Genomic DNA, 24770 nt, shown 5'->3' with positions numbered 1-24770 from the left:
TCCTAGCTTTGTCCCCGCCCAATGGGGACAGTGCCGCTAATTTACTTCCCCAATTGCATGATCTTGTGTTGACCGGTTGCAAAGCCAATGTGCTTTTGTTCCATATAAAACTCGAACGACCAGTCGCCGCCGTCGCGCCCGATGCCGGACGCTTTGACGCCACCAAAGGGCGTCGGCAGGTGACGTACGTTTTCCGAGTTCACCCAGATCATTCCGGCTTCAAGCTTGTCGGTAAAGCGCAGCGCCCGCGTCAGGTCGTTGGTCCAGACATAGCCGGTCAGACCATAAGGCGTGTCATTGGCCATCTGCAGTGCTTCTTCTTCGGTCGAGAACGGGATCGAGGTCAGGACAGGACCAAAGATCTCCTCGCGCGCGATGCGCATTTGGTTGGTGGCATTGGTGAAGAGGGTCGGACGGATGAAGTACCCTTCGTCGCCCAGCTTGACACCACCGGCTGCGACTGTCGCGCCGTCCTCTTTGGCGATGTCGAAATAACTGGTCACCTTGTTGTAGTGCTCTTCCGTCACCAGCGGACCGATTTCGGTTGCCGGATCCAGAGGGTGGCCAACCTTGATGTTGTTCACACGTTCGATCAGCTTGGCCTCGAACTCTTCCTTGATGCTGTCCTGCACTAGCAGTCGCGAGGATGACGTACAACGCTCGCCATTGATCGAGTAGATCATGAAGATCACGGCATCCAAAGCGCGGTCCAGATCGGCATCGTCAAACACGATGACCGGGTTCTTGCCGCCCAGCTCCAGATGCATCCGCTTCAGCGTGTCCGCGCCCTGTTTGGTGATGATGCTACCTGTGCGGCTTTCACCGACAAAGGCGATGGCCTTGATCATAGGGTGCTCGGTCAGCGCCTTGCCCGCGTCGGGGCCAAAGCCGTTCACAGTGTTCAGCACACCTTTGGGCAGACCGGCCTCTTCGGCGATTTCGACCAGCAAACGGGCTGACAGAGGCGAATCCTCGGCGGGTTTGTGAACCACGGTGCAGCCTGCCGCCAGAGCGGGCGCGATCTTCCAGGTCGACAGCATGAACGGCGTGTTCCAAGGGGTGATCACGCCAACCGGACCAATCGGCACGCGGGTGGTGATATTCATCAGGGTCGGCGATTTCAGATGCTGACCGTCGCGTGCTTGCACAACCTGATCTGCAAAATAGCGAAAGTTCTCGGCTCCGCGCAGAGCCGCCTTGGACATAAATCGCAGGGTCTGACCCGTGTCCCAGCATTCGCACAGCGCGATTTCCTCGGCACGTGCTTCGATGGCATCCGCCACGTTAAGCAGAATGCGGCGGCGTTCGCTGGCAGGCATGTCGCGCCACTCTGCAAAGGCAGCATGAGCCGCTTTCGCAGCGTTGTCGATGTCATCTGCATTGCCGTGGGCAACATCGCAGATCACAGACTTGTCGACCGGCGAGGTGGACTGAAATACACCGGCGGACCCGGCGAAATCTTTACCTGCGATACGGTTCTTAATGCCTGCCTCTTTGAACCGCTCCAGAAAGCCCGCAAGTTTCTCGATGTTTGTGTCCAGTACGCTCATGGGTCAGGTCTCCTGCGTGGTGGCGCCAAGGTGATCGCGGATCGTACCAGTCTTGGGCGAAAGCTTCGGGTCGATGTCGCGCATCTCAAGCGAAAGTGCGATCGAATGATGTTTGAAGACAGGTGCCAAATACGCTTTGACCGCCTCAAAAATACGCTGCGTGGCATCCTGTTTTACGTCGTCGGACCGACCGGCGCGCAGGCGGATCGAGATATCGATAAAGCCATGCGCCGGATTACCGTCTGCAATTGCAAAATAATCGACCCGCACTGCGCGGACACGAATTCCCGGCATCGGAAAGGTGTCAATCTCAGCAGCCCTTGCTCGGATGCACTCACACAAGCCATCCATGTCGACCTTGTCCTCTAGGTTCCCGGAATACTCGACGTGAAAATGTGGCATGTGCCCTCCCTTATTGGTTAACATGTTTACTTTTTTGCAAGCACGCTGTCAAGAACTTGCCTTGTTAATCTTTGCAATTTCGGAATTGGCGATTTAGAAGGCCGCATGAACACGCAAAGCCACACAAAAAGTACCGCCCGATCTCTTCCGATAGCGCTATTGCGCGCACGGGAAACCGTCATGGCACCGATCCGGGATATGCTTCATGACATTCAGCTCACCGAACAAAAGTGGCGCATCCTGAGGGTTTTGGACGAACTGGGCGAGGTTGAGCAAAGCGCAATTGCCCACGAGGCCTGCCTGCTTTTACCCAGCCTTACTCGCATTCTGCGCACGATGGAGACTGATGGCCAGATCACCCGTCGCCAGGACAAACAAGACAAGCGCCGCACCATGGTTCAGATCACCGATGCTGGCCGCGCGGTTCTGGAAGACAACCTTGCAACGTCGCTGGCGATCTCAAACAATATCGAGGCTCAGATGGGCCGCGAGAAGCTGAACCAACTGCTGGACCTGCTTGAAGAGTTACAGGCGGTTAAAGTCTGACCCCGCCCTAGGGCGGGCGAGGTCACGTAAGTGTTGGTTAAAGAGACGCCAGACCGGTATCCAGCGCAGACAGGATCTTGGCCACGTCCTCTGATGTGATGATCAGCGGCGGAGACAGGATGATATTGTTGCCGGACACACGCACCATCACACCGTCTTCATAAGCCGCTTTCTGAACCTGCAGCGGCAGGTGTTTCGCGATGGGTGCCTTGGTCGAGCGATCCGAGACCAGTTCCAGCGCACACATCAGCCCCTCGCCGCCGCGCACATCTCCGATCACGTCATGATTCTCGGCCAGTTTTTGCAGCCCGGCAAACAGCTCGTCCCCGCGCGAGGCGGCATTTTCCCAGACGCGCAGGCGTTTGATCTCGGACAGCGCAGCCAGCGCTGCTGCGGCCCCAACCGGGTGACCGGAGTAGGTATAGCCCTGATCTACCGATGCTTTGCCGGTGGTGTCATTTTCAAACACCTCGGCAACAGCACCCGAAATCATCGTCGCCCCAAACGGGAAGTAACCATTGGTAATGGCTTTGGCCGTCGTCATGATGTCGGGCCGCACCCCCCAATGCCGTGCGCCGCTTTCACTCCCGGTACGCCCAAAAGCGGTGATGATCTCGTCCGAGATCAACAAAATTCCGTGTCTCGAGCAGACCTCACGCACCATCGGCATGAAACTCTTATGCGGCGGGATTACGCCCCCTGCCCCAAGAACCGGCTCCATGATGAAAGCTGCAACCGTGTTCGCGCCCTGGAAGGCAATCTCGGCCTCAAACGCTTTGACGCAAAGCTGCGCCAGACGCTCAGGGTCAGTCTCGTCGAACGGGTTGCGATAGGTCCACGGCGCGGGCACATGGAAACAGCCCGGCATCATCGGCTCATAGGCCGCGCGGAACTTCTGATTGCCATTGACCGAAGCGGCGGCGAAATGGGTGCCGTGATAGCCCTGTTTCAAGCTGATGAATTTTGTGCGCCCGGCCTCGCCGCGCACCTTGTGGTATTGCCGCGCCATTTTCAGCGCGATCTCGACCGAATCCGAGCCGCCCGAGGTAAAGAAAGCGCGGGTTAGGCCGTCGGGCTCAAAAAACTGCGCCAGTTCATAAGACAGCTCGATTGCCTTGTCGTTGCTGGTGCCACGGAAGGTCGAATAGTAGGGCAGCGCATTCAGCTGATTGGCGATGGCCTGCTTTACCGGTTCGCAGGAATAGCCCAGATTGACGTTCCAAAGCCCCCCGACCGCGTCCAGCGCCTTGTGACCATCGACATCGATAATACTGACACCCTCACCGCCATTCAGAATCGTGGGCGGGTTCTTCTGACTGTCGGCGGGGTGCGCCATTGGGTGCCAGAAGTAACGCGCGTTATTTTCTTTGAGAAAGTTCGAGTCTTTCATTTCTCTGGTCTCCGGGTTTTTCGCCCACCCGCTCACGGGTGGAATTCGGTTGGGAAAGTGTCGGGAAGTTGACCGCCAAAACTTGCGGTCAGGTCAGTTGAGAGGGCGTGCAGGGCGGTCAGAATTTCAGGAAGCCGCTCGTCTCCGGCGCGGCCTTCGGGAACGGCAATCGCAATGGTTCCCAGCGCCACTTGATCAATGCCGAATATGGGTGCCGCATAGCCATAGACGCCATCTTCATAGCTTCCACTGCTATTCGCCCAACCGGCCTGGCTGATTGCCGCGACCCGCTCTTTTATCTTGGCCGGGTCGGTCAGCGTGGCGTCCGTGTATCGTACTTGTTCATTCTGATCGAGACGGTCCAGCAAAAAGGATGGTCCAAAGCTGAGCATACAAAGACCGGATGCTGTCGCATTGATCGGAAGAAGCTCGCTGGGGTCGAGGCTGACGCGCACGCTGTGGCGGTTCGTTTCGACCACTAGCGCTGTTTGAAGCCACTCCTTTTCAAGCAGCGAAAGATGCAGGCTTTCACCAACGTCCTGCATCGCGACCTGCATTCTCTGACGGGCACTCTCGATGCCGGGACGGGCGATCTGGCGCAGCGCGGCCAGGCGCAAAGCAGCAGGTCCGACCGCATAGGATTTGGTCATGGGGTTCTGCTCGATCAACCCGTATTCCTCAAGCGCCCGCAGGTGGCGCAGCGCCGTGGCTTTGTTCAATCCGGACAGGCGCGCAAACTGACTCAACCCAATTTCTGGCCGAGCGTTTGAAAAGTAGTTGAGCATTTTCAGGGCGTTCAGGGCAGTACCCATGCGATTCACATCCTCCTGTTAAGGTAATACTTGACAGAACAAGCTTAACAAAGCAACATTATTATTGTTAACGCGGATCAAATAATGAACCACTGACGGGAGGTGTCAATGAAGAAAGTTCTAACAGCCGCCGCTTTTGTTGCTTCTGCAACCGCCGCACTGGCCGAGTATCCAGAGAAACCGGTTTCCTTTGTCGTTCCATGGCCTCCGGGTGACTTGGAAGACGTTCTCACACGGATGATCGCCGACGAATTTCAGGCCATGTATGGTGTTCCTGCCGCCGTCGTGAACAAGCCCGGTGGCGGCGGTGGTCCGTTCCCCGGAGCGGTGGAAGTTGCGACCGCTCCGGCAGATGGCTACACCGTTGGCTCGTTCGTCATAGGCGTACCAGTCATCGGCCCGGACATTGGCATTCCCGAGCTAAACCCCAACCCGTTCGAACCGATTGGCATTTTTCTGACCTATCCCTTCGTCATTGCCTCCAGCAAGGATGCCCCGTTCGCGACATGGGAAGAGCTGGTGGAACATGGCAAAGAAAACGATGTCGCGCTTGGTCACTTCGGCTCGGTTCTGCCGCCCACACAGGTCACCTTTGCGGCCGCAGTCAGCAGTGGGTTTGACTTCGCCAGCGAAGCCGCCTTCGACGCACTGGACTGCAACACACTCGCTTCGGGCGACGTGGACGTGATCAACACGACGCTTCAACTTGTTCTCCCCTGTCTGGACCAAGTGAATGTCCTGGCCAGCATCGGTGGCGAACGGATCTCTTTGGTCCCGGATACGCCCACGGTTACCGAGCTGCACCCCGAACTGCCTTTGGCGCTGTGGAATGGTCTGTTCATCCACAAGGACACTCCGGCCGAAGCACGCGAAAAGATCACTGCCGCTGCACAGAAAGCGCTGGAATCTGACAAGGCCAAGCAACTTGCCGAAGAAACCGGAGCACTGATCTACTGGCAGGATCCGGATGCCTCGAATGCACAGATCGAACAGGACAAAGCCTCGTTCTCTAAAATCGAAGAGATTCTAGGCGAATAACGCGAAACTGGCCCGGCGTATTGCAATACTGTCGGGCCTTTTTCTATCCAGCAGGAGGCCATAATGATCGCAAAGACATTGCAAGACATGTTCAAACGATACCGCCGACCCGGCGATGTTGTTTTTGCTTTGGCCTTCCTGGTGTTTTCGGTTTTTCTGCTGAGCCAACTGGGCACGCAGACCGAGGTTGTCAAACGCACCAAGTGGTTTGCGCAACCGAGCTTCTGGCCAATGGTCTCGCTCTGGGCAATGGCCGCCTTTGCTTTTCTGCACTGGCTCAGCTCCGCCATGTCAGACCGGATTCCGGGTCGCTGGCCCGAAGTCGTGTTCTGGCTGCGGTCCCTTGAATACGTTGCCTATTTTCTGATCTACGTCGCCGTTGTGCCGCTTCTTGGATACCTTCCTTCGACCGTTCTGTTCGCAGTGTTCCTTGCAATCCGAACCGGGTTCCGAAGCGCTGGGGCAATTGGCCTCGCGGCGGCTTTCGGTGTGGCGGTGACCATTATTTTCCGAGCCTTCCTGCAAGTGAAAATCCCGGCCGGTGCCGCCTATGAATACCTGCCCGATTCCGTGCGCGCCTTTGCGCTGACTTATCTCTGAGGTTCGCAAATGGAAACGCTTCTGTCTGGTCTTTCGATCCTGACACAATGGCAGGTGATCGTCGCCCTTCTGATTGGCTCGATCGGTGGGGTCATCATTGGCGCGCTGCCCGGTGTCGGCGCTGCGGTTGCCATCGCCATCCTTCTGCCTGCCACCTTCGCTTTTGAACCCATTGTCGGCCTGACACTGTTATTGGGCATCTATGGCTCGTCCATGTATGGAGGTGCCATCCCCGCTATTCTGATCAACACGCCCGGTACGGCGGTGAACGCGCTGACCACCTATGACGGCTATCCCATGACCAAACGCGGTCAGGGGCATCGTGCTCTGTCACTGGCCTATTCCGCGTCGTTCTTTGGTGGTGTCTTTGCCATCATCTGCCTGATGATCCTTTCGCCGGTTCTGGCATTGATCGCACCGCATTTCGGCAGTCGAGAGATATTTCTGGCCGCCCTTTTGGGTATCATTCTGGTGATCCTCGCCCACCGCGGCCAGATTTTTGCCGCCGGTATGCTGGCCGCTTTCGGGATTTTCCTGAACACGGTCGGGCTTGAGCCTGTCAAATACACCCGCCGCTTTACCTTTGACCAAAGCTGGTTGGCGTCGGGTGTCGATCTGATTGTGGTCGTTCTGGGCCTGTTTGCCATCAGTCAGGCCTTGCTTTTGCTGCTTGAAAAGAACCACGCACCCGGCGAAACGCATGTCAGCGGCAACATCTTCGCCGGCCTCAAGGAACTGCTGGGCATCAAGCGCGTCGCAACCGTGTCCTCTAGCATCGGCGTATTAATGGGCATGGTGCCGGGCACGGGTGAGTTCACCTCGCAATTCCTGTCCTACACCTATGCACAGAAAACCTCGAAAGACCCCGACAAATTTGGTGATGGCTCGCCAGAAGGGCTGGTCGCGTCTGAAGCCGCCAACAATGCAGTGCCCGGCGCGGCCATGATCCCACTTTTGGCGCTGGGTATCCCGGGCGAAGCGCTGACCGCAATGATGCTGTCAGTGTTCTACGTGCACAATGTCATCCCCGGCCCACAGCTGTTTGAGAACCAGATGGATTTTGTGATGGCGCTCTATATGGCGCTGATCCTGCTGAACGTCATCGTTCTGGTTTTTCTGCTCTTCTCGACCAACCTGCTGCTGAAGATCATCCAGATCCCAACGCGGTTTCTGGGCATCATGATCCTGATCCTCGCCTTCGTCGGCGTCTACAGTTTGCGCAACTCAATCACCGACTGCGCCATTGCCGCCGGGTTTGGTGTGTTCGGCCTGATCCTCAAACGGCTGGACCTCCCGATTGTGCCGATCATTCTGGGCATGGTTCTGGGCGGGATCATGGAGGTCAAGCTGCGCAGTGCCATGGCGCGGGTCAAATCACCGCTCGATTTCGTCGACCGCCCGATTGCGGCGATCCTGACCGCGCTGATCGTGCTGATCCTACTGCTGCATTTCCGCACGCTGTACTACGAGTTCCGCAACAAGCTGAAACCCGAGCCGACCGCGCAACCAGTCGACTCCGATCACCCCAATCAGCAAGGGTAACTCTGCCATGAACCAGTCCGATATTGACGCCCTTCGCTCTCAGATTCTGTCCCCCCGATCTCACTTCATCGGCGGGCGCTGGGTCGCCGCTTCGGAAGGTGGACATCGGGAGGTGCTATCGCCTGTCGATGGCGCAGTACTGACCCAAATTGCCGAAGGCACTCCGGCAGATATGGAGGCCGCGATTAGCACTGCGCGGGCTGCGTTCGAGGATGGCCGCTGGTCGCGCCGCTCCCCTGCCGAGCGCAAGAAGGCCCTGCTGAAGCTGGCCGACCTGATCGAAAAACACGCTCTTGAGTTGGCTGTTCTGGGGGTGCGCGACAATGGCACCGAAATCACCATGGCCATGAAGGCCGAGCCTATGTCGGCAGCTGGCACATTCCGCTACTACGCCGAGGCGATTGACAAAGTCTACGGGCAGATCGCGCCAACGGTAGAAAACGTACTGGGCTTGATCCATCACGCACCGGTTGGTGTCGTCGGAGCGATTGTGCCGTGGAACATGCCGCTGATGATCGGCAGCTGGAAACTGGCCCCTGCGCTGGCTACCGGCAACTCGGTCGTGTTGAAACCCGCTGAAAGCGCATCCTTGTCGCTGCTGAAACTGGCCGAACTGGCAGCCGAGGCCGGAATACCCGACGGCGTGTTGAACGTCGTCACCGGGTCAGGCCGGGTGGTGGGCGAAACGCTGGCGCTGTCGATGGATGTGGACATCATGGTGTTCACAGGCTCTGGGGCCACAGGCCGACGACTGTTGGAGTATTCGGCGCGTTCGAACATGAAACGCTGCTATCTGGAACTGGGCGGCAAATCCCCCAACATCGTCTTCAACGATGCACCGGACCTGAGCGAGGCAGCTAAGGTTTCGGCGGGCGGCATCTTCCGCAACGCTGGCCAGATCTGCATCGCCGGATCGCGCTTGTTGGTCCAAGAGGACATCCACGACGACTTTGTTGCCGAACTCGTCAAACATGCCGAAGCGATGCGGGTCGGCAATCCGCTCGATCTGGACACACAAATCGGCGCAGTTCATTCGCTGCCCGAGTTAGAATCCAATCTGGACTTCGTAGCCAAAGCCGAGGCCGAAGGCGCCGAGCGTCGCACTGGTGGCAAGCGCATCCTTGAGGAAACCGGTGGCTACTATATGGCCCCGACCGTAATGACCGGGGTCAAATCCACGGACAATCTGTTCCAGAACGAGGTTTTCGGCCCGGTTCTGGCCGTGACCCCCTTTAAGGACGAGGACGAAGCGATCAGATTGGCCAATGACTCGGTTTATGGCCTCTCCGCGGGTGTGTGGACATCCAACCTGAGTCGCGCGCATCGCATGATCGCTGGCATCCGCGCTGGCGTGGTGCATGTGAACACCTATGGCGGCTCTGACTTGACCGTGCCGCTGGGTGGTGTGCGCCAGTCGGGCAACGGGCACGACAAGTCCCTGCATGCGTTCGAGAAATATCTCGACCTGAAAACCGCCTGGATAAAACTCTGACCAAAGGTCTGCTAAATGACACTTCCTGCGAAATCCGCCGAGCTTGTTGAACGCCGGACCAAGCTGCTGGGCCCGAATGTCTCGACCTTTTATGACGAACCGCTTCATATCGTGAAGGGCGAAGGGGTCTGTTTGTGGGATGCGGACGGGCGCAAATACCTGGATTGCTACAACAATGTCCCGCATGTCGGCCATTGCAACCCCCGCGTGGTCGAGGCGATCTGCCGTCAGACGTCAACACTCAACACCCATACTCGTTATTTGCATGACGGCATTCTTGACTATGTTGAGAAGCTAACGGGCACGATGGATGCCTCGCTGGACACCGCCATCCTGACCTGCACCGGGTCTGAGGCAAACGACATCGCCCTGCGCATGGCCGAAGGCATGACCGGCAAACGCGGTATCATTGCTACGGATGCAACCTATCACGGCAACACTTCTCTGGTCAGCCAGCTGAGCAAATCAAACGTGCCGACCGTTGGTTTTGGTCTGGATCAGTATTTCCGGTTTGTGGAGGCACCCGACAGCTATCGAAGACCAGACCCGGACGGCAGTAAGTTTGCCGACGCCGTAACCGAACAGATTGCTGAGCATGAAAAATCCGGCATCGGCTTTGGTGCTTTGGTCCTCTGCCCCTATTTCCTGAACGAAGGCTTCCCCGACCATCCCGAGGGCTGGCTGAAACCCGTGGCCGAAGTAGTGCGCGAGGCCGGTGGCCTGCTGATCTGTGATGAGGTCCAGTCGGGATTTGGCCGCACCGGCACCCATATGTGGGCGCATCAGAAGATGGGCGTGGTACCGGATATCATGACCATTGGCAAACCCATGGCCAACGGTCATCCGGTGGGCGGTGTCGTAACGCGCAACGAAATCCTTGCCACCTTCCGCAAGGGGTATCGGTACTTCAACACGTTCGGTGGCAACCCGGTGTCCTGCGCAGCAGCGATGGCGGTATTGGAAGAGATTGAGGACAAAAGCCTCGTCGCCAGTGCCAAGATCGTGGGCAATCACGCCCGCGCGCGCATGACAGCTTTGCAGCACAAATACGAGTTCATCGGCGATGTGCGCGGCTCGGGCCTGATTTTCGGGGCCGAGATGGTGCTGGATCGTCAGACCAAGGAACCGGCCAGCGAATTCACCGATCGAATCATCAACGCGATGCGGCACCGGGGCATCATCCATTCAAAACTCGGCCGCCATAAGAACACGCTCAAGATCCGGCCACCGATGCCATTCTCGAAAGAGAATGCAGATCTGCTGTTTGACACATTGGACGAAGTTTTGGCCGAAACCCCGCTGACTCTATGACCCCGATTGTCGAGCAAGCCCTGACCCTTTGGGGCATGGACAGTGCTGAATGGTCGCTGGTCGCGGCGCGCGAAAATCATGTTTACCGGCTTCAGATCGGCGCGAAAAGCTATGCCCTGCGCCTGCACCGCAAAGGCTTGCATTCGGACACCGCCTTGAGGTCCGAGCTGCAGTGGATCGCCGAGCTAGGCGCAAAGAGCGTCGGTGTACCCACACCGGTACCGGCCACGGATGGCCGCTACCTACAACTGCTGGACGGGATCCAGGTCGATATGCTTGACTGGTTGCCCGGTCGCCCGCTTGGATCGACCGAAACCGGGATCGACCATAGTGATCGTACCGGGCTGTTTCGGGCCCTCGGGCATGAGATGGCGAAGCTGCACGAAGTCAGCAATGCCTGGACGCGTCCCGATGACTTTGAGCGCTGGTCCTGGGATCGTGTTGGACTGCTGGGCGATGCCCCATTGTGGGATCGGTTCTGGGAAAACCCCACGCTTTCTGGCGAGGATCGTGCCCTGTTCACTGCGTTCCGCGAGAAAGCTAACAATCACTTTCTGCAGATCGAAAACCAACTGGACTACGGCCTGATCCACGCCGATCTGGTACGTGAAAACGTGATGGTCCGAGGCGACAAGCTCTGGCTGATTGATTTCGACGATGCCGGGTTCGGGTTCCGTCTGTTCGATATCGCCACGACACTGCTGAAAAACCTATGCGAGCCGGACTACGACGCCCTGCAAGCGGCCCTGCTTGAGGGATACCGGTCGGAACGTGCGCTAGACGCCGAGCATCTTGATCTGTTCATGGCCCTGCGTGCGGTCACTTATGTCGGCTGGATTTCGTCCCGCATGGGCGAAGATGGATCAGAGGCACGAAACATGCGGTTTAAAGATACCGCCCGAAAGTCGCTAACGCGCTACCTCGGATAAACCGCACTGACGGGAGGAAACCATGACCAAAAAAACGATCCTGCTGATTGGAACATACGACACCAAAGACGCCGAGATGCGGTTCATCGAAGACGCCGTAAGGGCGCAAGGGGCAGATGTGCTGACGATGGACGTCTCCGTTCTTGGCGATCCTGAAACACCGACCGATATCTCGAAACATGACGTCGGAGCGGCCGAAGGCAGAACTATCGACGAGGTGATTGCGCTTGGAGATGAGAACAAGGCCTTTCGCGTCATGTCCGCCGGGGCTGCCAAGGTCGTGGCAAAAGCCTATGCCGATGGCCGGTTTGACGGGATGCTGGCCACTGGTGGAACTATGGGCACCGATCTTGCGCTGGATTGTGCGCAGGCCCTGCCCATGGGGGTTCCGAAATACATTGTTTCAACAGTCAGTTTCTCACCGTTAATCCCCCCACATCGGTTGGCGCCCGACATACAGATGATCCTGTGGGCTGGTGGGTTGTACGGTATGAACTCGATCTGCAGGTCTTCGCTGGCACAAGCTGCGGGGGCCGTGGTCGGTGCTGCCAAAGCCTCCATCGCGCCGGATCGTAGCAAACCCCTAATTGGCATGACCAGCCTTGGCTCCTCCTGCCTGCGTTACATGAAAACTCTGAAACCTGCGCTGGAAGAGCGAGGCTTTGAGGTTGCGGTATTCCACTCGACAGGCATGGGTGGCATGGCCTTTGAAAAACTGGCCGCCGAAAACGCGTTTGTCTGCGTGATGGATTTCTGCATGCAGGAATTTGGCAATCTGCTGGCCGGTTCCGTTGTTTCAAGCGGAGAGGATCGCGTTACCAATGCCGGGCGCGTTGGCACGCCGCAGATGGTTGCACCGGGCGCTCTGGACCTGCTGGATTTCGCGGGCTGGCAAGAGATCCCGGATCAATATGCAGATCGCCCGTTTCACGAACATAACCGCCTGATCAAAAGCTCGGTCTTCAATGGTGAGGAACGCCGCGCCTGGATCAGGGAACTTGCAAACCGGCTGGAAGCAGCAACCGGGCCGGTTCATTTCTTCCTGCCGTTGCAAGGCGTTGAAGCATGGGACAAGGAAGGCGAAGAGGCACATGACCCCGCAGCCCTTGCTGACATGCTCGATGAGGCCCGCAAGGTTATGCCGGACCAGGTGCCGATGACTGAGCTAGACGCCCACATCAACGACGCCGCATTTTGCCATGCCGTTCTGGCCAAATTTGACGAATGGGTCGAAAACGGGGTCGTCAGCCGTGGCTAGCCGGCTTCCCACTGAGTGCCAGAGTGTTCGTGAAGCTAATCGCACATGGCTTCGAGGGTAAACAAGTTGCTCCACAAGGGAGTGTCCACCGCCCCTTAAACCACCCTTTTTGCAGAAGGCGGCTAAGATATCTCGCCCGGACAAGCGGGCGTAGCAGACAGCCTGAGAACCGACCGAAACCGTACTGTTGTAGTCCAACAAAACAACTTTGATCCCTTGCGCCGCAAGATCTAGCGCGGCGGTTAATCCAACCGGCCCGCCCATGACGATCACGACGGGATGGCGAACCGTCTGGCCGGATTTCTTTTCCTCTGACTGCACATAAAGAAATTCGGGAAAATCGTAGGTGTTCAGCATCACTTTTTCCCCAACTCTTTGGCATGAAGCCAGTCCGCATGCTGAGGTGCCTTCTTGGTACGCGACCACTCTTCGAGCATTTCCCACTTCACCGCATCCAGCCGTTTGATCATTTCCGCTTCCTCTGGGTCAGGACAGGCCAATTCCACGCGATGGCCATTGGGATCAAAGAAATAGATCGAATGGAAAATCGAGTGATCGGTGACGCCAAGCACGTCGATACCGTTAGCTTCAAGGTGGTCCTTAAATTCGATAAGCGTATCACGGTCTTTGACCTTGAACGCGATGTGTTGGACCCATTTCGGGGTATTCGGGTCACGCCCCATTTCAGGCTTGGTCGGTAGTTCAAAGAACGCCAGCACGTTTCCGTTTCCGGCATCCAGAAACAGGTGCATGTAGGGATCAGGTTCATGCGTCGAAGGAACATGATCTTCGGCGATAGCCAGAACAAACTCCATATTCAGCATCTTGGTGTAGAACTCGACAGTTTCCTTCGCGTCTTTGCAGCGATATGCGACGTGATGAATTTGGTCGAGCTTGAGATTCTGAGCGTTCATTGAAACCTCCTTCAGATTCATTGCGTTTGCAATGATTATCCAAGCCCGCCTTGAAGTATTTTGATCCAAATCAAATCGTTTCATTTGCAACGAATTATAATGTTGGCAGAAGAGGCGATCCTATGAACCTTGAGACTTATTTCCCTTATCAGCTTGCATCGACCGCCGAGGCGTTTTCTCGCCAACTTGTTCAGGTCTATGGTCGAACCTACGGCCTCTCGCGAGAAGAATGGCGTCTGCTGTTTCTATTGGCCAGCGCGGGTCAGTCAAACTCGCTTCAACTGGCGCAGCGCACAAAGTTGGATAAAGTTCAGGTAAGCCGTGCTGCGACCCGGTTAGAGAACAAAGGCCTGATTGGCCGCGCCGTCGCGGACGGTGACCGGCGGCTGCGCCAATACACCTGCACCGAGGCAGGCAAGTCGCTATTCAACGCAGTTTTTCCAGCCGTGCAGAACTGTGCTGACTCGATTTTGGAACGCATGAGCGATGAGGACATAGCCAAGCTTAAGGATGGACTTCGCGCTCTTGAAAAGGCTGTGGCTGACTATGGGCAGAGTCGCGAGAACGAAAACAGTTAATGCGGGCTGTTGTCCGGATGTGCGTTCTGAAAGGCCGGGATCTGATCCAAGCTGTCCTTGATCCGAGTAATCTTAGGCAGGTCAGCCAAATTAACACCCCACCTTTGCGCATTGTAAAGCTGAGGCATCAGGCAAACATCGGCAAGCGTTATACGGTCACCGTAGGAAAACGGACCGCCCTGCACCATGTCTTCGTAAGCCGCCAGACCTTCGCCGATAAAATGCTGCATCCAGCCTTCTTTCGAAATCTGGTTCCCTGAGTGTTCGACGGCCCATTTCACTACTCGAAGGTTACAAACCGGATGGATATCCATTGCCACAGCATAAGACAAGGCACGCACCTCGGCGCGATCCACAGGATCCGCGAGCAAAAGGCCGAGGCCTCTGGTTTCGTCAATATACTCGATCTGCGCTAGCGACTGGGTGAACCTATTCCCGTCTATTTCCAACACCGGCACCAGACCCTGAGGGTTTCTGGACAGATGCGCGTCTGACAGCTGCTCAGCTTCCAGCAGGTTCACGATGACAGTTTCCCAGCTTTCCCCGGCAAGGCCTAGCGCGATCCGCACGCGATAACTGGCTGAAGAGCGCCAATAGTCATAAAGTTTAATCATTCATTCTTCCGACAGCAGATCGAGTGCGGCATTCAGCGCTTCCTCAGACTCACCAAGTTTGGTTTCCAGGCTGGATTGAAACGACAGTGCAATAGGGACCAATTGGCTGAGAAGATCCGCGCCTTTTTCCGTAAGGTCGAGTTTGACAAGTCGTCTGTCGGCAGGGTCTTCAACCTTGGTGATCAGTCCGCGGGATTCAAGCCGTGCGGCCGCACGGCTGACCTTTGACTTCTCTAGACTGACTCGTTTCTCAATGTCCCGAACCGACGGGTTTTCAGCATATCCAACGTTCACAAGGACGCGCCATTCCGGGTTCGATACGCCAAACTCGTGTTTATACTTCTGCGCCATTTCTGCGCTCAGTCGCGCGGCCAGCACCGTAAGCCGGTATGGCAAGAACCCTTCCAAATCGAACTCGGGCAAGTTTTTGGTGCTCATGCAGGGATTTCCTTTCGGCGTTATTGAATTCAGATTTTCATTGCATCTGCAACTAAAATATTGACAACGTTGCAAATGCAACAAATATTTACTGCGAACCCAAAGTCTTGCCGAATCGAGTGAGCAGGAGATCCAGATGAATGCACTCGTTAAACATAGCGGATTGACCGTTGCTGAAGATGGGAACACCATTTCTAAGGGTTACATGCCTGGCTTCGGCAATGATTTTGAAACCGAGGCTTTGCCCGGCGCGCTGCCGCAGGGCATGAACAGCCCGCAGCGCTGCAACTACGGCCTCTATGGCGAACAGCTCAGCGGCACGGCGTTCACTGCCAATCCGCCCGAGCGGACGTGGTGCTACCGCATTCGCCCGTCGGTCAAGCACTCGCATCGCTATGAGAAAATCGACCTGCCCTACTGGAAATCGGCACCATGCGTTGATCCGGACGTGATCAGCCTGGGCCAGTATCGCTGGGACCCGGTTCCGCATTCTGATACCTCTTTGACCTGGCTAACCGGTATGCGCACCATGACGACCGCGGGGGATGTGAACACGCAGGTCGGCATGGCCAGCCATGTCTATCTGGTCACCGACTCGATGGTGGATGACTATTTCTTCTCGGCCGATTCCGAACTGCTGGTGGTTCCGCAAGACGGTCGCCTGCGCTTTGTGACCGAACTGGGGATCATAGATCTGGAGCCACAGGAAATCGCGATCCTGCCGCGTGGGTTGCTCTACCGTGTTGAAGTGCTGGAAGGTCCGGCGCGCGGATTTGTCTGCGAGAACTACGGGCAGAAATTCGAACTGCCAGGGCGCGGACCGATTGGCGCCAATTGCATGGCCAATCCGTGCGACTTCAAAGCACCCGTCGCGGCGTTCGAGGACCGAGAGGTGCCCTCAACCGTGACGATCAAATGGTGTGGACAGTTCCACGTCACTCAGATCGGTCACAGCCCGCTGGACGTGGTGGCCTGGCACGGCAACTATGCGCCTTACAAGTACGACTTGCGCACCTATGGCCCGGTCGGCGCGATCTTGTTCGACCACCCGGACCCGTCAATCTTCACCGTCCTGACGGCCCCTTCGGGCCAGCCCGGCACGGCCAATATCGATTTCGTCCTGTTCCGCGAGCGTTGGATGGTGGCTGAGGATACGTTCCGCCCGCCATGGTACCACAAGAACATCATGTCCGAGTTGATGGGCAATATCTACGGCCAGTATGACGCCAAACCTCAGGGCTTTGTTCCGGGCGGCATGAGCCTGCACAACATGATGATCCCGCACGGCCCAGACCGCCAAGCGTTCGAAAAAGCCTCAAACGCCAATCTGGGGCCGGACAAGCTGGACCACACGATGTCCTTCATGTTCGAAACACGCTTCCCACAGCATCTGACCGTCTTCGCCGCAACCGAGGCCCCCTTGCAGGACGACTATATTGACTGCTGGGCAGACATCGAAAAGAAATTCGACGGCACGCCCGGCAAAAAGTGAAGCAACAAATCCGCTCGTGACAAAAGTCTGGATACAAAATGCCTTTGATGAACTCCTGGTTGACATCGGCCAATGATGAAGCCCATCCTTTTCCCTTGAACAACCTGCCCTATGGGGTTTTTTCGACCCCAGGCGGCGAACCCCGTTGTGGCGTGGCCATCGGCGATATGATCCTGGACGTCTCCGCCGCCGAGGCCAAAGGCCTGATCGCGCTGAGCGACGAACCCTTGTTCGATCTGCCTTTCTGGAATCCATTGATGGAAGAGAGCCCGGCTGTGTGGGCGGCATTGCGGGACAGGCTGACAAGCCTGTTGGCCGAAGGCGCCGAAGAACGAGATAAAATCGAACCGCTGCTCGTCGCGCAAGACGATGCCGAGATGCATATGCCTTTCGCCGTAAGCGAATACACCGATTTCTACGCGGGTCGGCACCATGCTTTTAATGTTGGCACCATGTTCCGCGGGCCGGAAAACGCGCTGCCCCCGAACTGGCTGCACATCCCAATAGGTTACAACGGTCGCGCCTCATCAGTGGTTGTTTCGGGCACGGACATCCGACGCCCCTGGGGACAACTTAAAGGTCCAAACGACACCCTGCCCCGGTTTGCCCCGTCGCAACGGTTCGATATCGAGCTTGAAATGGGCGCCATCGTTGGAACCCCTTCGGATGGTCCGATCTCCGTGCAAGAGGCGGATAACAACATTTTTGGCTACGTATTGCTGAACGACTGGTCTGCCCGCGACATTCAGGCTTGGGAATACCAGCCGCTGGGGCCCTTCCAGGCCAAAGCCACGGCAACCTCGATCAGTCCCTGGATCGTGACCAAAGCTGCGCTTGAGCCATTCCGCTGCAACACCCCAGCGCGAGAGTTCGAATTGCTGGGCCACCTGAAGGATTGTGGCCCGATGCTTTACGACATCGACCTGTCGGTCACGTTGGCTCCCAAGGGCAAGGTGGCTACAATCATTGCCCGCACCAATTACAACGAAATGTATTATTCGGCGGCTCAGCAACTGGCCCATCACACCACGTCCGGGTGCCCGATGAATACCGGCGATCTGCTGGGCTCGGGTACAATTTCCGGCCCGGAAAAGCACAATCGCGGCTCCCTTTTGGAACTCAGCTGGGGTGCCAAGGAGCCATTTACGCTCGACACAGGTGAGACCCGCAGCTTTGTTGAAGACGGCGACACCCTAACCTTGACGGGCGCGGCGATAGGCGACGGCTATCGGATCGGTTTCGGCGAATGCACGGGGCAAGTCCTCGCAGCACTCGACGATCCCTACAAACGCAACTGACACGAAAATCGCCCGTACGGGCACCGGAGGAAACCCATGGCTAAAGCATTCGCATCGCAAGGCGACATGACAGAAAAGAAAATCACCTTCGATGAGATCGGCGAGGGCCTGTGGGCCTTTACTGCCGAAGGTGACCCGAATTCGGGCGTCATCGTCGGTGACGACAGCGTCATGATTGTCGAGGCACAGGCCACCCCGCGTCTTGCGAACAAAGTGATCGAGAAGGTGCGTGAAGTCACCGACAAGCCGATCAGCCATGTTGTGCTCACACACTATCACGCGGTACGCGTTCTGGGCGCCTCGGCCTTCAACGCGCCGCAGGTGATCATGTCGGATGTGGCACGCTCAATGGTCGTGGAACGCGGGCAAGAGGACTGGGACAGCGAGTTCCAGCGTTTCCCGCGCCTGTTCGAAGGTCATGAAAGCATCCCAGGCCTGACCTGGCCCACCACCACATTCAGCGACAGCATGACGGTCTATCTGGGCAACCGCCGCGTAGATATCAAACAGATCGGCCGCGCCCATACGGCAGGCGATGCGGTGATCCATGTGCCTGATCAGAACGTCATGTTCACCGGCGACATCGTCGAGGACCACTCGGCCTGCTATTGCGGAGATGGTCACTTTGCCGATTGGGGCCGGACGCTGGACAACATCAAAGCATATGATGTCGACGCCATCGCTCCGGGGCGCGGCGGCGCGCTGATCGGTAAGGAAGCGGTCGAACGGGCCATCGAAAGCACCCGCGATTTTGTCAATTCGACCTACGAGCCCGCCAAGAAAGTGGCGATGAAAGGTGGCAGCTTAAAAGACGCTTGGGATGCCGTGCGCGACGCCTGCGATCCTAAGTTCAAGGACTACGCGATCTACGAGCACTGCCTGCCATTCAACGTCAGCCGAGCCTATGACGAAGCTCGGGGGATCGCCCACCCTCGCATCTGGACTGACAAACGTGATCTGGAAATGTGGGAGCAGCTGCAAGGCTGAACCCACTCATCTCCTCCGAACTCAACAAGCTAGGTATTTCGATGCTTCAGGACCGATATTCCCTCGCCTTCAAGCTTTACCCTTATGAGAAATCAAAAGATCAAGACGCGCCCGTTGCGGTGCGCCACCCGGTTGTCATCGTCGGAGGCGGTCCTATCGGTATGGCCGCCGCGCTGGACCTTGGTCGACAGGGCATTCCGGCGTTGGTTCTGGATGATCACGAAGGGATCGGCATGGGAAGCCGCGCCATCTGCTTTGCCAAGAGAACGCTGGAAATCGCCGACCGTTACGGATGCGGCGCGCCGATGCTAGACAAAGGGGTCATCTGGAATGTCGGGAAGGTGTTTCAGGACGACCGAAAGGTCTATGAGTTCAACCTTCTACCTGAATCCGGCCATCGCAACCCGGCCTTCATCAACTTGCAGCAGCCTTATTTCGAAAAGTTCATTTTCGAAGCGATTTGCGCGGAACAGGAACGCGGCGCGCCTATTGAAATCCGAGGCAAGAACCGGGTCGAAGCTGTAGACGTCAAGGACGACCATGTTGTTCTGTCCGTCACAACTCCGGACGGGCCTTACCAGCTTGAGGCGGATTGGATGATCGCCTGCGATGGCGCAAGTTCGCCAACGCGCGACATGCTGGATCTGGGTTTTGAAGGCCGGGTTTTTCAGGACAGCTTTCTGATCGCTGACATCCGGATGAAGAACAACACGTTCCCGACAGAGCGCTGGTTCTGGTTCGAGCCCTACTTCAAGTCCGGCGCCTCGACTTTGCTGCACAAACAACCTGATGACGTGTGGCGCGTGGACTTCCAGATCGGCTGGGATGTCGATCGCAAGGAAGAATTGAAAGAGGAAAACATCCGCAAGCGGCTGGATGCGATGTTGGGCGATGACGTCGAATATGAAATGGTCTGGTCATCCATCTACACCTTCCAGTGCCGGCGTATGAACAAATTCCGCCACGGGCGCGTTGTTTTTGCTGGCGACGCGGCGCATCAAGTGTCGCCCTTCGGGGCACGCGGCGCGAATTCCGGCTTTCAGGACGTCGACAACCTTGGTTGGAAGCTTGGCCTCGTTATCTCGGGCAAGGCACCGGAAAGCCTTCTGGACACCTATGATGACGAACGGATCTACGGAGCGGATGAAAATATCCTGAATTCGACCCGTTCAACCGATTTCATCACACCAAAATCGAAGGTGAGCAAGAATTTCCGGGACGCTGTGCTTAGTCTGGCCGAACGCCATACATTTGCGCGGCCTCTGGTGAATTCGGGGCGACTGTCAGTGCCCTGTACCTATGATCACTCGTCCCTGAACGGAGCGGATGACCTCGCAGGAGGTCCTGACACGTCCAGAGTGGGATCTCCATGCAAGGATGCCCCGGTTGGCGACGGCTTCCTTCTGGATCAGCTTGGAAACGACTTCGTGATTTTGGCACTCAACACCGAAGTTCCGAACAGCCTCGATATCGACGGTATCAAGGTCAGAAGCGTGTCCCTTATGGCTTCGGACGCATTAGCGGAACGTTACCTTGGAACCGAAAGCCGGGCGGTCTACCTAGTCCGCCCCGATCAGCATGTCGCGGCGCGCTGGCGCGATTACGACGAGGCCGCACTGCGTTCAGCAGTCCTTAAAGCTTGCGGAAAGGAATAAGCTGATGCCACTGATTACCGAACCAAACCTGTATTCACCGGATGATTTTTATGCAGACCTCATCGCAGTGCATGAAGGGCTGTCGGATGAGGAAAGCGAAGCCCTGAACGCGCGCCTCATTCTCATCCTCTCCAATCACATCGGAGATCGAGAAACACTGAAACAGGCACTGGAGGCCGCGAAGGAAAGTTGACCTCTTGGTTGCCCGCCCGACAACTTCTCGGCTGTACTGGGACCAAAGAAACAAATTCGCTCCGTAAGACCCTGAACTCACGCCCGAAATGCGCCGCATCTATCAGTAGCTATACGATGATGGTGTTTTGGTACGGATCGACGCCAACGACATCATCCTTCCCCCGCCCCTAAACGTACATCGATCGAGCAGGCTGATCAGATCCTGGATGGTCTGCATTCGATGCAGCAAAACTAATGAAAACAAGAAATGAATGGGCGGCCTATTGCAGGCCGCCCTTTTTAATTTCATTTGCCATCAGTCACTCGCGGATCGTCAACGCCGGGTTATGCGCGAAGAAATTGAACGGCATGATGTGAACCGTCTTCCACTCGGTCGACATCACAGGCCAGTCTTCCATCCGCGGGATGTGGTGGAACCCTGCGGTGAACCAGGACACAATATCCTGACCCATCAGCGTCTTGTCCTCTTTGACCCATTCCGCCAGCGTGTCAGAACCGTCGCTTTGCATCGCATATTTGCCACCTGCATAGCGCTGCTCTTGGTCATAGACAGTCGTCCACGAGGAGTACTCGATATAGGCGTTGCGCTTGAACGGCGGGTCGCTTTCAAAGTCGAACGGACCGTATGCGATCGAGCCGTGGTGGATCATCCAACCCGGAGTGTGGCCCAGATACCCTTCCGATTGCGGGTTCGAGATATGGACGTGACGTGGTTTGGAGGCGCTGAAGCGATAGCGCGCGTCCAGCTCACTGTCCGGCATAACATGCTGCCACGCCCACATCGATTTGCGCGGGCTGTCCGCAGGTATTTCGGCCGGGACGATTTCCATCAACCCCATGTGGTTGACCGGCTGGTCGATGTCAAAGTCGATCCGGAAGTTGAAGTAGTGGTCGTGGTTGGCCGCAACCAGATGCGGTGCAATCAACGTGCCATACTTGGTGTCTTCCGCAGCGGTTTCATCATTCATCGAGGTCGAAACCACGCCTTTGACCGCGTCCAGACCGGTTGCGCCGATCTTGATGAACATCTGACCGTCCTGCTTGAAGCGGTAGTCGATCAGATAGTCATAGTTACCGACCTCAGACGCAGTACGCACAACCAATTCGGTTTCCGAACGGCCTTCCGCAGGTACAAAGTTGTCGGGCGTCTGTGCAAAGATCTCAAAGTGGCGCCAAGCAGGGTCACCAATGTTGCGCTCGAAGATGCAGATCGCATCCGGAATTTCCAGCGGCATACCTGCGTCATCCGCGATTACGGCAGGCAGGAAGGTTGCATATTCAGGGCAATCCACACCCGCACGCAACGGCGTCAGGAACAGACCGAACCCGTATTCGCCACTGTCCATATAGGTCCGCCAATACCACCCCTCGGTCGGATCCATATAAGGGACAAACACTTCGGACAAATGCGTCTGATAGATGACCGAACGCCAATTGCCCTGATCGTTGACATCAATGTTCGAGACAACCAGACCCGCACGCTTTTCCGCGCGTAGATTCATGCGCCAAATGTCCCAATCCAGATGGTTGCCATCCAGGGTGTAATTCGGGCCACCTTCCTGCGTCAGCAGAACCTTGTTGGTTTCCGGGCGCAACTCGACCCGTTCGGCCACCTCTTCGGCCGTGTAACCCCAGGCGTCTTGCGGCAGGGGGATCGCACCGGTGTCGATGACCTCGACAACCTCTTGCTTGCCGATGTCGTAGATTGCGAACAATCCTTCGATCGGCTTTGCGTAGAAGTTTGAGCCTGTCGGGTTCTGATAACAGGGCACCTTCATCAGGCGGGTGCCATCGAATTCAGGAGTAAAGAAGTTACCCGCTGTCAGCGGCAGACAGAACGCGTCTTCATTTGTCAGCCCACGCGCTTCGAGCCCCGCGATCATATCCGGGTGACTCAGAGCGCCTTCCAGTGCGCCGATGAATTCCGCAAACAATACCATCGGCTGACCCGAGCCTTCGATGGCAAAGTTTTCTTCAACGGTGCCTTGCGTGATGTTCACGATAGCTTCGCTGAATCCTTCGTCGGTGGTGTATTGCACCATCGCCTTGCGATCCAGTGCTTCGCCTTCTTTCCAATCCAGAACTTCGGCTTTCGACGGCTCGTGCAGATCGATCAAAGGGTACAGTGTCTCGTCGGTGACGGTGCCGCTGTCTTTCAGGATCGTGTTGATTTGCTGGAGTTCGTCCGGCGTTAACCCGTCCAGGGGATGTGCCAAAGCGCTGCCGGCGAAAACGGCGCCCAGTGCAGTTGTGGCAAGGATACTTCTGATCTTCATCTCTTCCTCTCCTGTCTTGTTCTTAGCTGAATACGACTTGGATATCGGTGTATTCGGCCAAACCTTCGTCCGCGAATTCGACACCAACGCCAGATGATTTGACCCCGCCGAACGGGGCATTGGGTTGAATGGCGCCATGTTTGTTGATCCAGACCGAACCACACTCCATGCGGCTGGCAACGGCCTTGGCGGCGTCGATATCGGACGACCACACCGAGCCACCCAACCCGTTCGGGCTGTCGTTGGCGGCCGCAATTGCGTCTTCCACTTCTGAATACTTGATGATTGGCAGCGCCGGGCCGAACTGTTCTTCATCGACCAGCGGATCGCCGTTATTCAGACCTGCAATAATCGTGGGAGGGAAGAACAACCCGTCGCCCGGCGCACCGCCTAGCAAGACCTGGCCACGTTCTTTCGCATCGGCCACCAGGCGGCTGACCTTGTCAAACTGCATCTTGTTCTGGACCGGACCCAGGATCGCGTTGTCGTCCATGCCGTCTCCCACCGGGATATTTCGGGCGAAGGCCACCAGCGCGTCGCAAACCTCGTCATGGATGCTTTCGTGGACATAAAGACGTTTCATCGCAGCGCAGGTTTGGCCGTTATTGATGAAACCGCCCCAGAACAAACCTTCGGCAATCGCTTGCGGATCTGCGTCGGGCAGAACGATACCGGCATCATTGCCACCCAGTTCCAAGGTCAGGCGTTTCATGGTTTCCGCGGCCGAGGCCATGACTTTTTGCCCGGTAGCGCAAGAACCAGTGAAGACAATCTTACGGATATCGGGATGGGCCGACATGGCCCCTCCGATATTGTCGCCTTTGTCGTCGCTGGTGATCACGTTCACGACACCCGCAGGCAGTACTTCGTTCATGATCTGAACAAGGCGCAAGGTTGACAGTGGGGTCAGAGGCGAGGGTTTGATAACCACAGTATTGCCGGTGCGCAGCGCAGGCATGATGTGCCAGATCGCAATCATCACCGGGAAATTCCATGGCGTGATCGACCCCACAACCCCCAGCGGCTTGCGGTGCAGTTCAACGCGGCCTTCGTTGTTATCTTGCAGCACTTTCATTGGTAGGGACAGCCCGGCAGTATATCCTGCCCAGGCCCCTGCCCCGCCCATTTCCCAGCGCGATCCAAGCCCGTTAAGCGGCTTACCCTGTTCGGCTGTGATAACCTGTGCAAGCTCCTCGGAATGTTCTCCGATCTTCTGCGCTACGGCCTCGCATGCGGCCTGCAGTTCTTCGTCCGACTTGGCCGACCAGCTTTCTAAAGCAGCTTTCGCAGCTTTAACAGCAGTATCCAGATCAGCGCGTGTCGCATTGGGCGCACGCCCTGCGACTTCACCGGTTGACGGGTTCAATACGTCAAAGCTGGCGGCGGTAGATACTGGTTCACCCCCTATAGTCAGATCGTATTCGATCACGGCTTGTCCTCCCTAAATCGCGAT

The 24770-nt window shown here is 56.8% G+C and carries 24 protein-coding genes; 14 read left to right on the top strand and 10 right to left on the bottom strand.

Annotated features, from left to right (window positions below; genetic code table 11):
• Nucleotides 1-41 precede the first annotated feature (41 nt).
• Nucleotides 42-1550: a 5-carboxymethyl-2-hydroxymuconate semialdehyde dehydrogenase gene (hpaE, locus tag ACR0JF_RS04500; RefSeq protein ID WP_170660528.1), complete on the bottom strand. Its 1509-nt coding sequence runs from the start codon at nucleotides 1548-1550 to the stop codon at nucleotides 42-44.
• A gap of 3 nt (nucleotides 1551-1553) precedes the next feature.
• Nucleotides 1554-1952, bottom strand: coding sequence for a 5-carboxymethyl-2-hydroxymuconate Delta-isomerase (locus tag ACR0JF_RS04495; protein ID WP_170660529.1), 399 nt, complete (start codon nucleotides 1950-1952; stop codon nucleotides 1554-1556).
• Between the two features lie 105 nt (nucleotides 1953-2057).
• Between ACR0JF_RS04495 and hpaR the strand changes: the two genes are divergently transcribed.
• The gene (gene hpaR / locus ACR0JF_RS04490) at nucleotides 2058-2498 is read left to right on the top strand and encodes a homoprotocatechuate degradation operon regulator HpaR (protein WP_170660530.1); all 441 of its coding nucleotides are present in this window, start codon (nucleotides 2058-2060) and stop codon (nucleotides 2496-2498) included.
• Nucleotides 2499-2535: 37 nt separating this feature from the next.
• Here hpaR and ACR0JF_RS04485 read toward each other — a convergent pair whose 3' ends face one another.
• Together ACR0JF_RS04485 and ACR0JF_RS04480 are read right to left on the bottom strand one after the other, a co-directional pair.
• Complete coding sequence (locus tag ACR0JF_RS04485) at nucleotides 2536-3888, bottom strand: aminotransferase class III-fold pyridoxal phosphate-dependent enzyme (protein ID WP_170660531.1); 1353 nt, start codon at nucleotides 3886-3888, stop codon at nucleotides 2536-2538.
• Between the two features lie 32 nt (nucleotides 3889-3920).
• The gene (locus ACR0JF_RS04480; protein ID WP_170660532.1) at nucleotides 3921-4700 is read right to left on the bottom strand and encodes an IclR family transcriptional regulator; all 780 of its coding nucleotides are present in this window, start codon (nucleotides 4698-4700) and stop codon (nucleotides 3921-3923) included.
• A 108-nt stretch (nucleotides 4701-4808) separates the two neighbouring features.
• Here ACR0JF_RS04480 and ACR0JF_RS04475 point away from each other — a divergent pair, with 108 nt between their 5' ends.
• From ACR0JF_RS04475 to ACR0JF_RS04445, 7 genes are all read left to right on the top strand, one after another.
• Complete coding sequence (locus ACR0JF_RS04475; protein WP_170747508.1) at nucleotides 4809-5738, top strand: tripartite tricarboxylate transporter substrate binding protein; 930 nt, start codon at nucleotides 4809-4811, stop codon at nucleotides 5736-5738.
• A 63-nt stretch (nucleotides 5739-5801) separates the two neighbouring features.
• The gene (locus ACR0JF_RS04470) at nucleotides 5802-6338 is read left to right on the top strand and encodes a tripartite tricarboxylate transporter TctB family protein (protein ID WP_170660534.1); all 537 of its coding nucleotides are present in this window, start codon (nucleotides 5802-5804) and stop codon (nucleotides 6336-6338) included.
• A 9-nt stretch (nucleotides 6339-6347) separates the two neighbouring features.
• Entirely contained in the window at nucleotides 6348-7880 is a 1533-nt protein-coding gene (locus ACR0JF_RS04465; RefSeq protein ID WP_170660535.1) for a tripartite tricarboxylate transporter permease, read from the top strand.
• 7 nt (nucleotides 7881-7887) lie between these two features.
• On the top strand, nucleotides 7888-9372 hold the full coding sequence (locus ACR0JF_RS04460) for an aldehyde dehydrogenase (protein ID WP_170660536.1): 1485 nt from the start codon (nucleotides 7888-7890) through the stop codon (nucleotides 9370-9372).
• Between the two features lie 15 nt (nucleotides 9373-9387).
• Nucleotides 9388-10683: an aminotransferase class III-fold pyridoxal phosphate-dependent enzyme gene (locus ACR0JF_RS04455; RefSeq protein WP_170660537.1), complete on the top strand. Its 1296-nt coding sequence runs from the start codon at nucleotides 9388-9390 to the stop codon at nucleotides 10681-10683.
• The gene (locus ACR0JF_RS04450) at nucleotides 10680-11612 is read left to right on the top strand and encodes a homoserine kinase (protein ID WP_170660538.1); all 933 of its coding nucleotides are present in this window, start codon (nucleotides 10680-10682) and stop codon (nucleotides 11610-11612) included. Before ACR0JF_RS04455 ends, ACR0JF_RS04450 begins: the two co-directional genes overlap by 4 nt.
• Before the next feature lie 22 nt (nucleotides 11613-11634).
• Nucleotides 11635-12870, top strand: coding sequence for a Tm-1-like ATP-binding domain-containing protein (locus ACR0JF_RS04445; RefSeq protein ID WP_170660539.1), 1236 nt, complete (start codon nucleotides 11635-11637; stop codon nucleotides 12868-12870).
• Here ACR0JF_RS04445 and ACR0JF_RS04440 read toward each other — a convergent pair.
• A complete protein-coding gene (locus ACR0JF_RS04440) occupies nucleotides 12778-13227 on the bottom strand; it encodes an FAD-dependent monooxygenase (RefSeq protein ID WP_170660540.1) in 450 nt (149 codons plus the stop codon). The two genes, ACR0JF_RS04445 and ACR0JF_RS04440, sit on opposite strands and share 93 nt — an antisense overlap.
• Nucleotides 13227-13784 (bottom strand): VOC family protein, encoded by a 558-nt coding sequence (locus ACR0JF_RS04435; protein ID WP_170660563.1) that lies wholly within the window; start codon nucleotides 13782-13784, stop codon nucleotides 13227-13229. The genes ACR0JF_RS04440 and ACR0JF_RS04435 overlap by 1 nt, the downstream gene beginning before the upstream one ends.
• A gap of 122 nt (nucleotides 13785-13906) precedes the next feature.
• On the opposite strand from ACR0JF_RS04435, the gene ACR0JF_RS04430 reads away from it, so the two are divergent.
• Complete coding sequence (locus ACR0JF_RS04430) at nucleotides 13907-14362, top strand: MarR family transcriptional regulator (RefSeq protein ID WP_170660541.1); 456 nt, start codon at nucleotides 13907-13909, stop codon at nucleotides 14360-14362.
• Here ACR0JF_RS04430 and maiA read toward each other — a convergent pair.
• Both maiA and ACR0JF_RS04420 read right to left on the bottom strand, forming a co-directional pair.
• Complete coding sequence (maiA, locus tag ACR0JF_RS04425) at nucleotides 14359-14976, bottom strand: maleylacetoacetate isomerase (RefSeq protein WP_170747509.1); 618 nt, start codon at nucleotides 14974-14976, stop codon at nucleotides 14359-14361. The two genes, ACR0JF_RS04430 and maiA, sit on opposite strands and share 4 nt — an antisense overlap.
• Entirely contained in the window at nucleotides 14977-15414 is a 438-nt protein-coding gene (locus ACR0JF_RS04420; RefSeq protein WP_170660543.1) for a MarR family winged helix-turn-helix transcriptional regulator, read from the bottom strand.
• Between the two features lie 136 nt (nucleotides 15415-15550).
• Here ACR0JF_RS04420 and hmgA point away from each other — a divergent pair, with 136 nt between their 5' ends.
• From hmgA to ACR0JF_RS04395, 5 genes are read left to right on the top strand one after another with little or no spacing between them, the layout of a single operon-like run.
• The gene (gene hmgA / locus ACR0JF_RS04415; protein ID WP_170747510.1) at nucleotides 15551-16906 is read left to right on the top strand and encodes a homogentisate 1,2-dioxygenase; all 1356 of its coding nucleotides are present in this window, start codon (nucleotides 15551-15553) and stop codon (nucleotides 16904-16906) included.
• A 38-nt stretch (nucleotides 16907-16944) separates the two neighbouring features.
• Nucleotides 16945-18204 (top strand): fumarylacetoacetase, encoded by a 1260-nt coding sequence (gene fahA, locus ACR0JF_RS04410; RefSeq protein ID WP_170662442.1) that lies wholly within the window; start codon nucleotides 16945-16947, stop codon nucleotides 18202-18204.
• Between the two features lie 36 nt (nucleotides 18205-18240).
• On the top strand, nucleotides 18241-19191 hold the full coding sequence (locus ACR0JF_RS04405; RefSeq protein WP_170662440.1) for an MBL fold metallo-hydrolase: 951 nt from the start codon (nucleotides 18241-18243) through the stop codon (nucleotides 19189-19191).
• 41 nt (nucleotides 19192-19232) lie between these two features.
• Nucleotides 19233-20846, top strand: a complete 1614-nt coding sequence (locus ACR0JF_RS04400; RefSeq protein ID WP_170662439.1) for an FAD-dependent oxidoreductase — start codon at nucleotides 19233-19235, stop codon at nucleotides 20844-20846.
• A 4-nt stretch (nucleotides 20847-20850) separates the two neighbouring features.
• Complete coding sequence (locus tag ACR0JF_RS04395) at nucleotides 20851-21039, top strand: DUF2783 domain-containing protein (RefSeq protein ID WP_170549697.1); 189 nt, start codon at nucleotides 20851-20853, stop codon at nucleotides 21037-21039.
• A 301-nt stretch (nucleotides 21040-21340) separates the two neighbouring features.
• Here the strand turns inward: ACR0JF_RS04395 and ACR0JF_RS04390 are convergent, their stop codons facing one another.
• Complete coding sequence (locus ACR0JF_RS04390) at nucleotides 21341-23317, bottom strand: copper amine oxidase (RefSeq protein ID WP_170662437.1); 1977 nt, start codon at nucleotides 23315-23317, stop codon at nucleotides 21341-21343.
• A 22-nt stretch (nucleotides 23318-23339) separates the two neighbouring features.
• Complete coding sequence (locus tag ACR0JF_RS04385; protein WP_480668906.1) at nucleotides 23340-24746, bottom strand: aldehyde dehydrogenase family protein; 1407 nt, start codon at nucleotides 24744-24746, stop codon at nucleotides 23340-23342.
• Nucleotides 24747-24770 lie beyond the last annotated feature (24 nt).

The sequence above is a fragment of the Ruegeria sp. BG11 genome, from assembly GCF_056538565.1.
The sequence above is the reverse complement of the archived record's forward strand: the minus strand, read 5'-3'. Positions and strand labels throughout refer to the sequence as shown.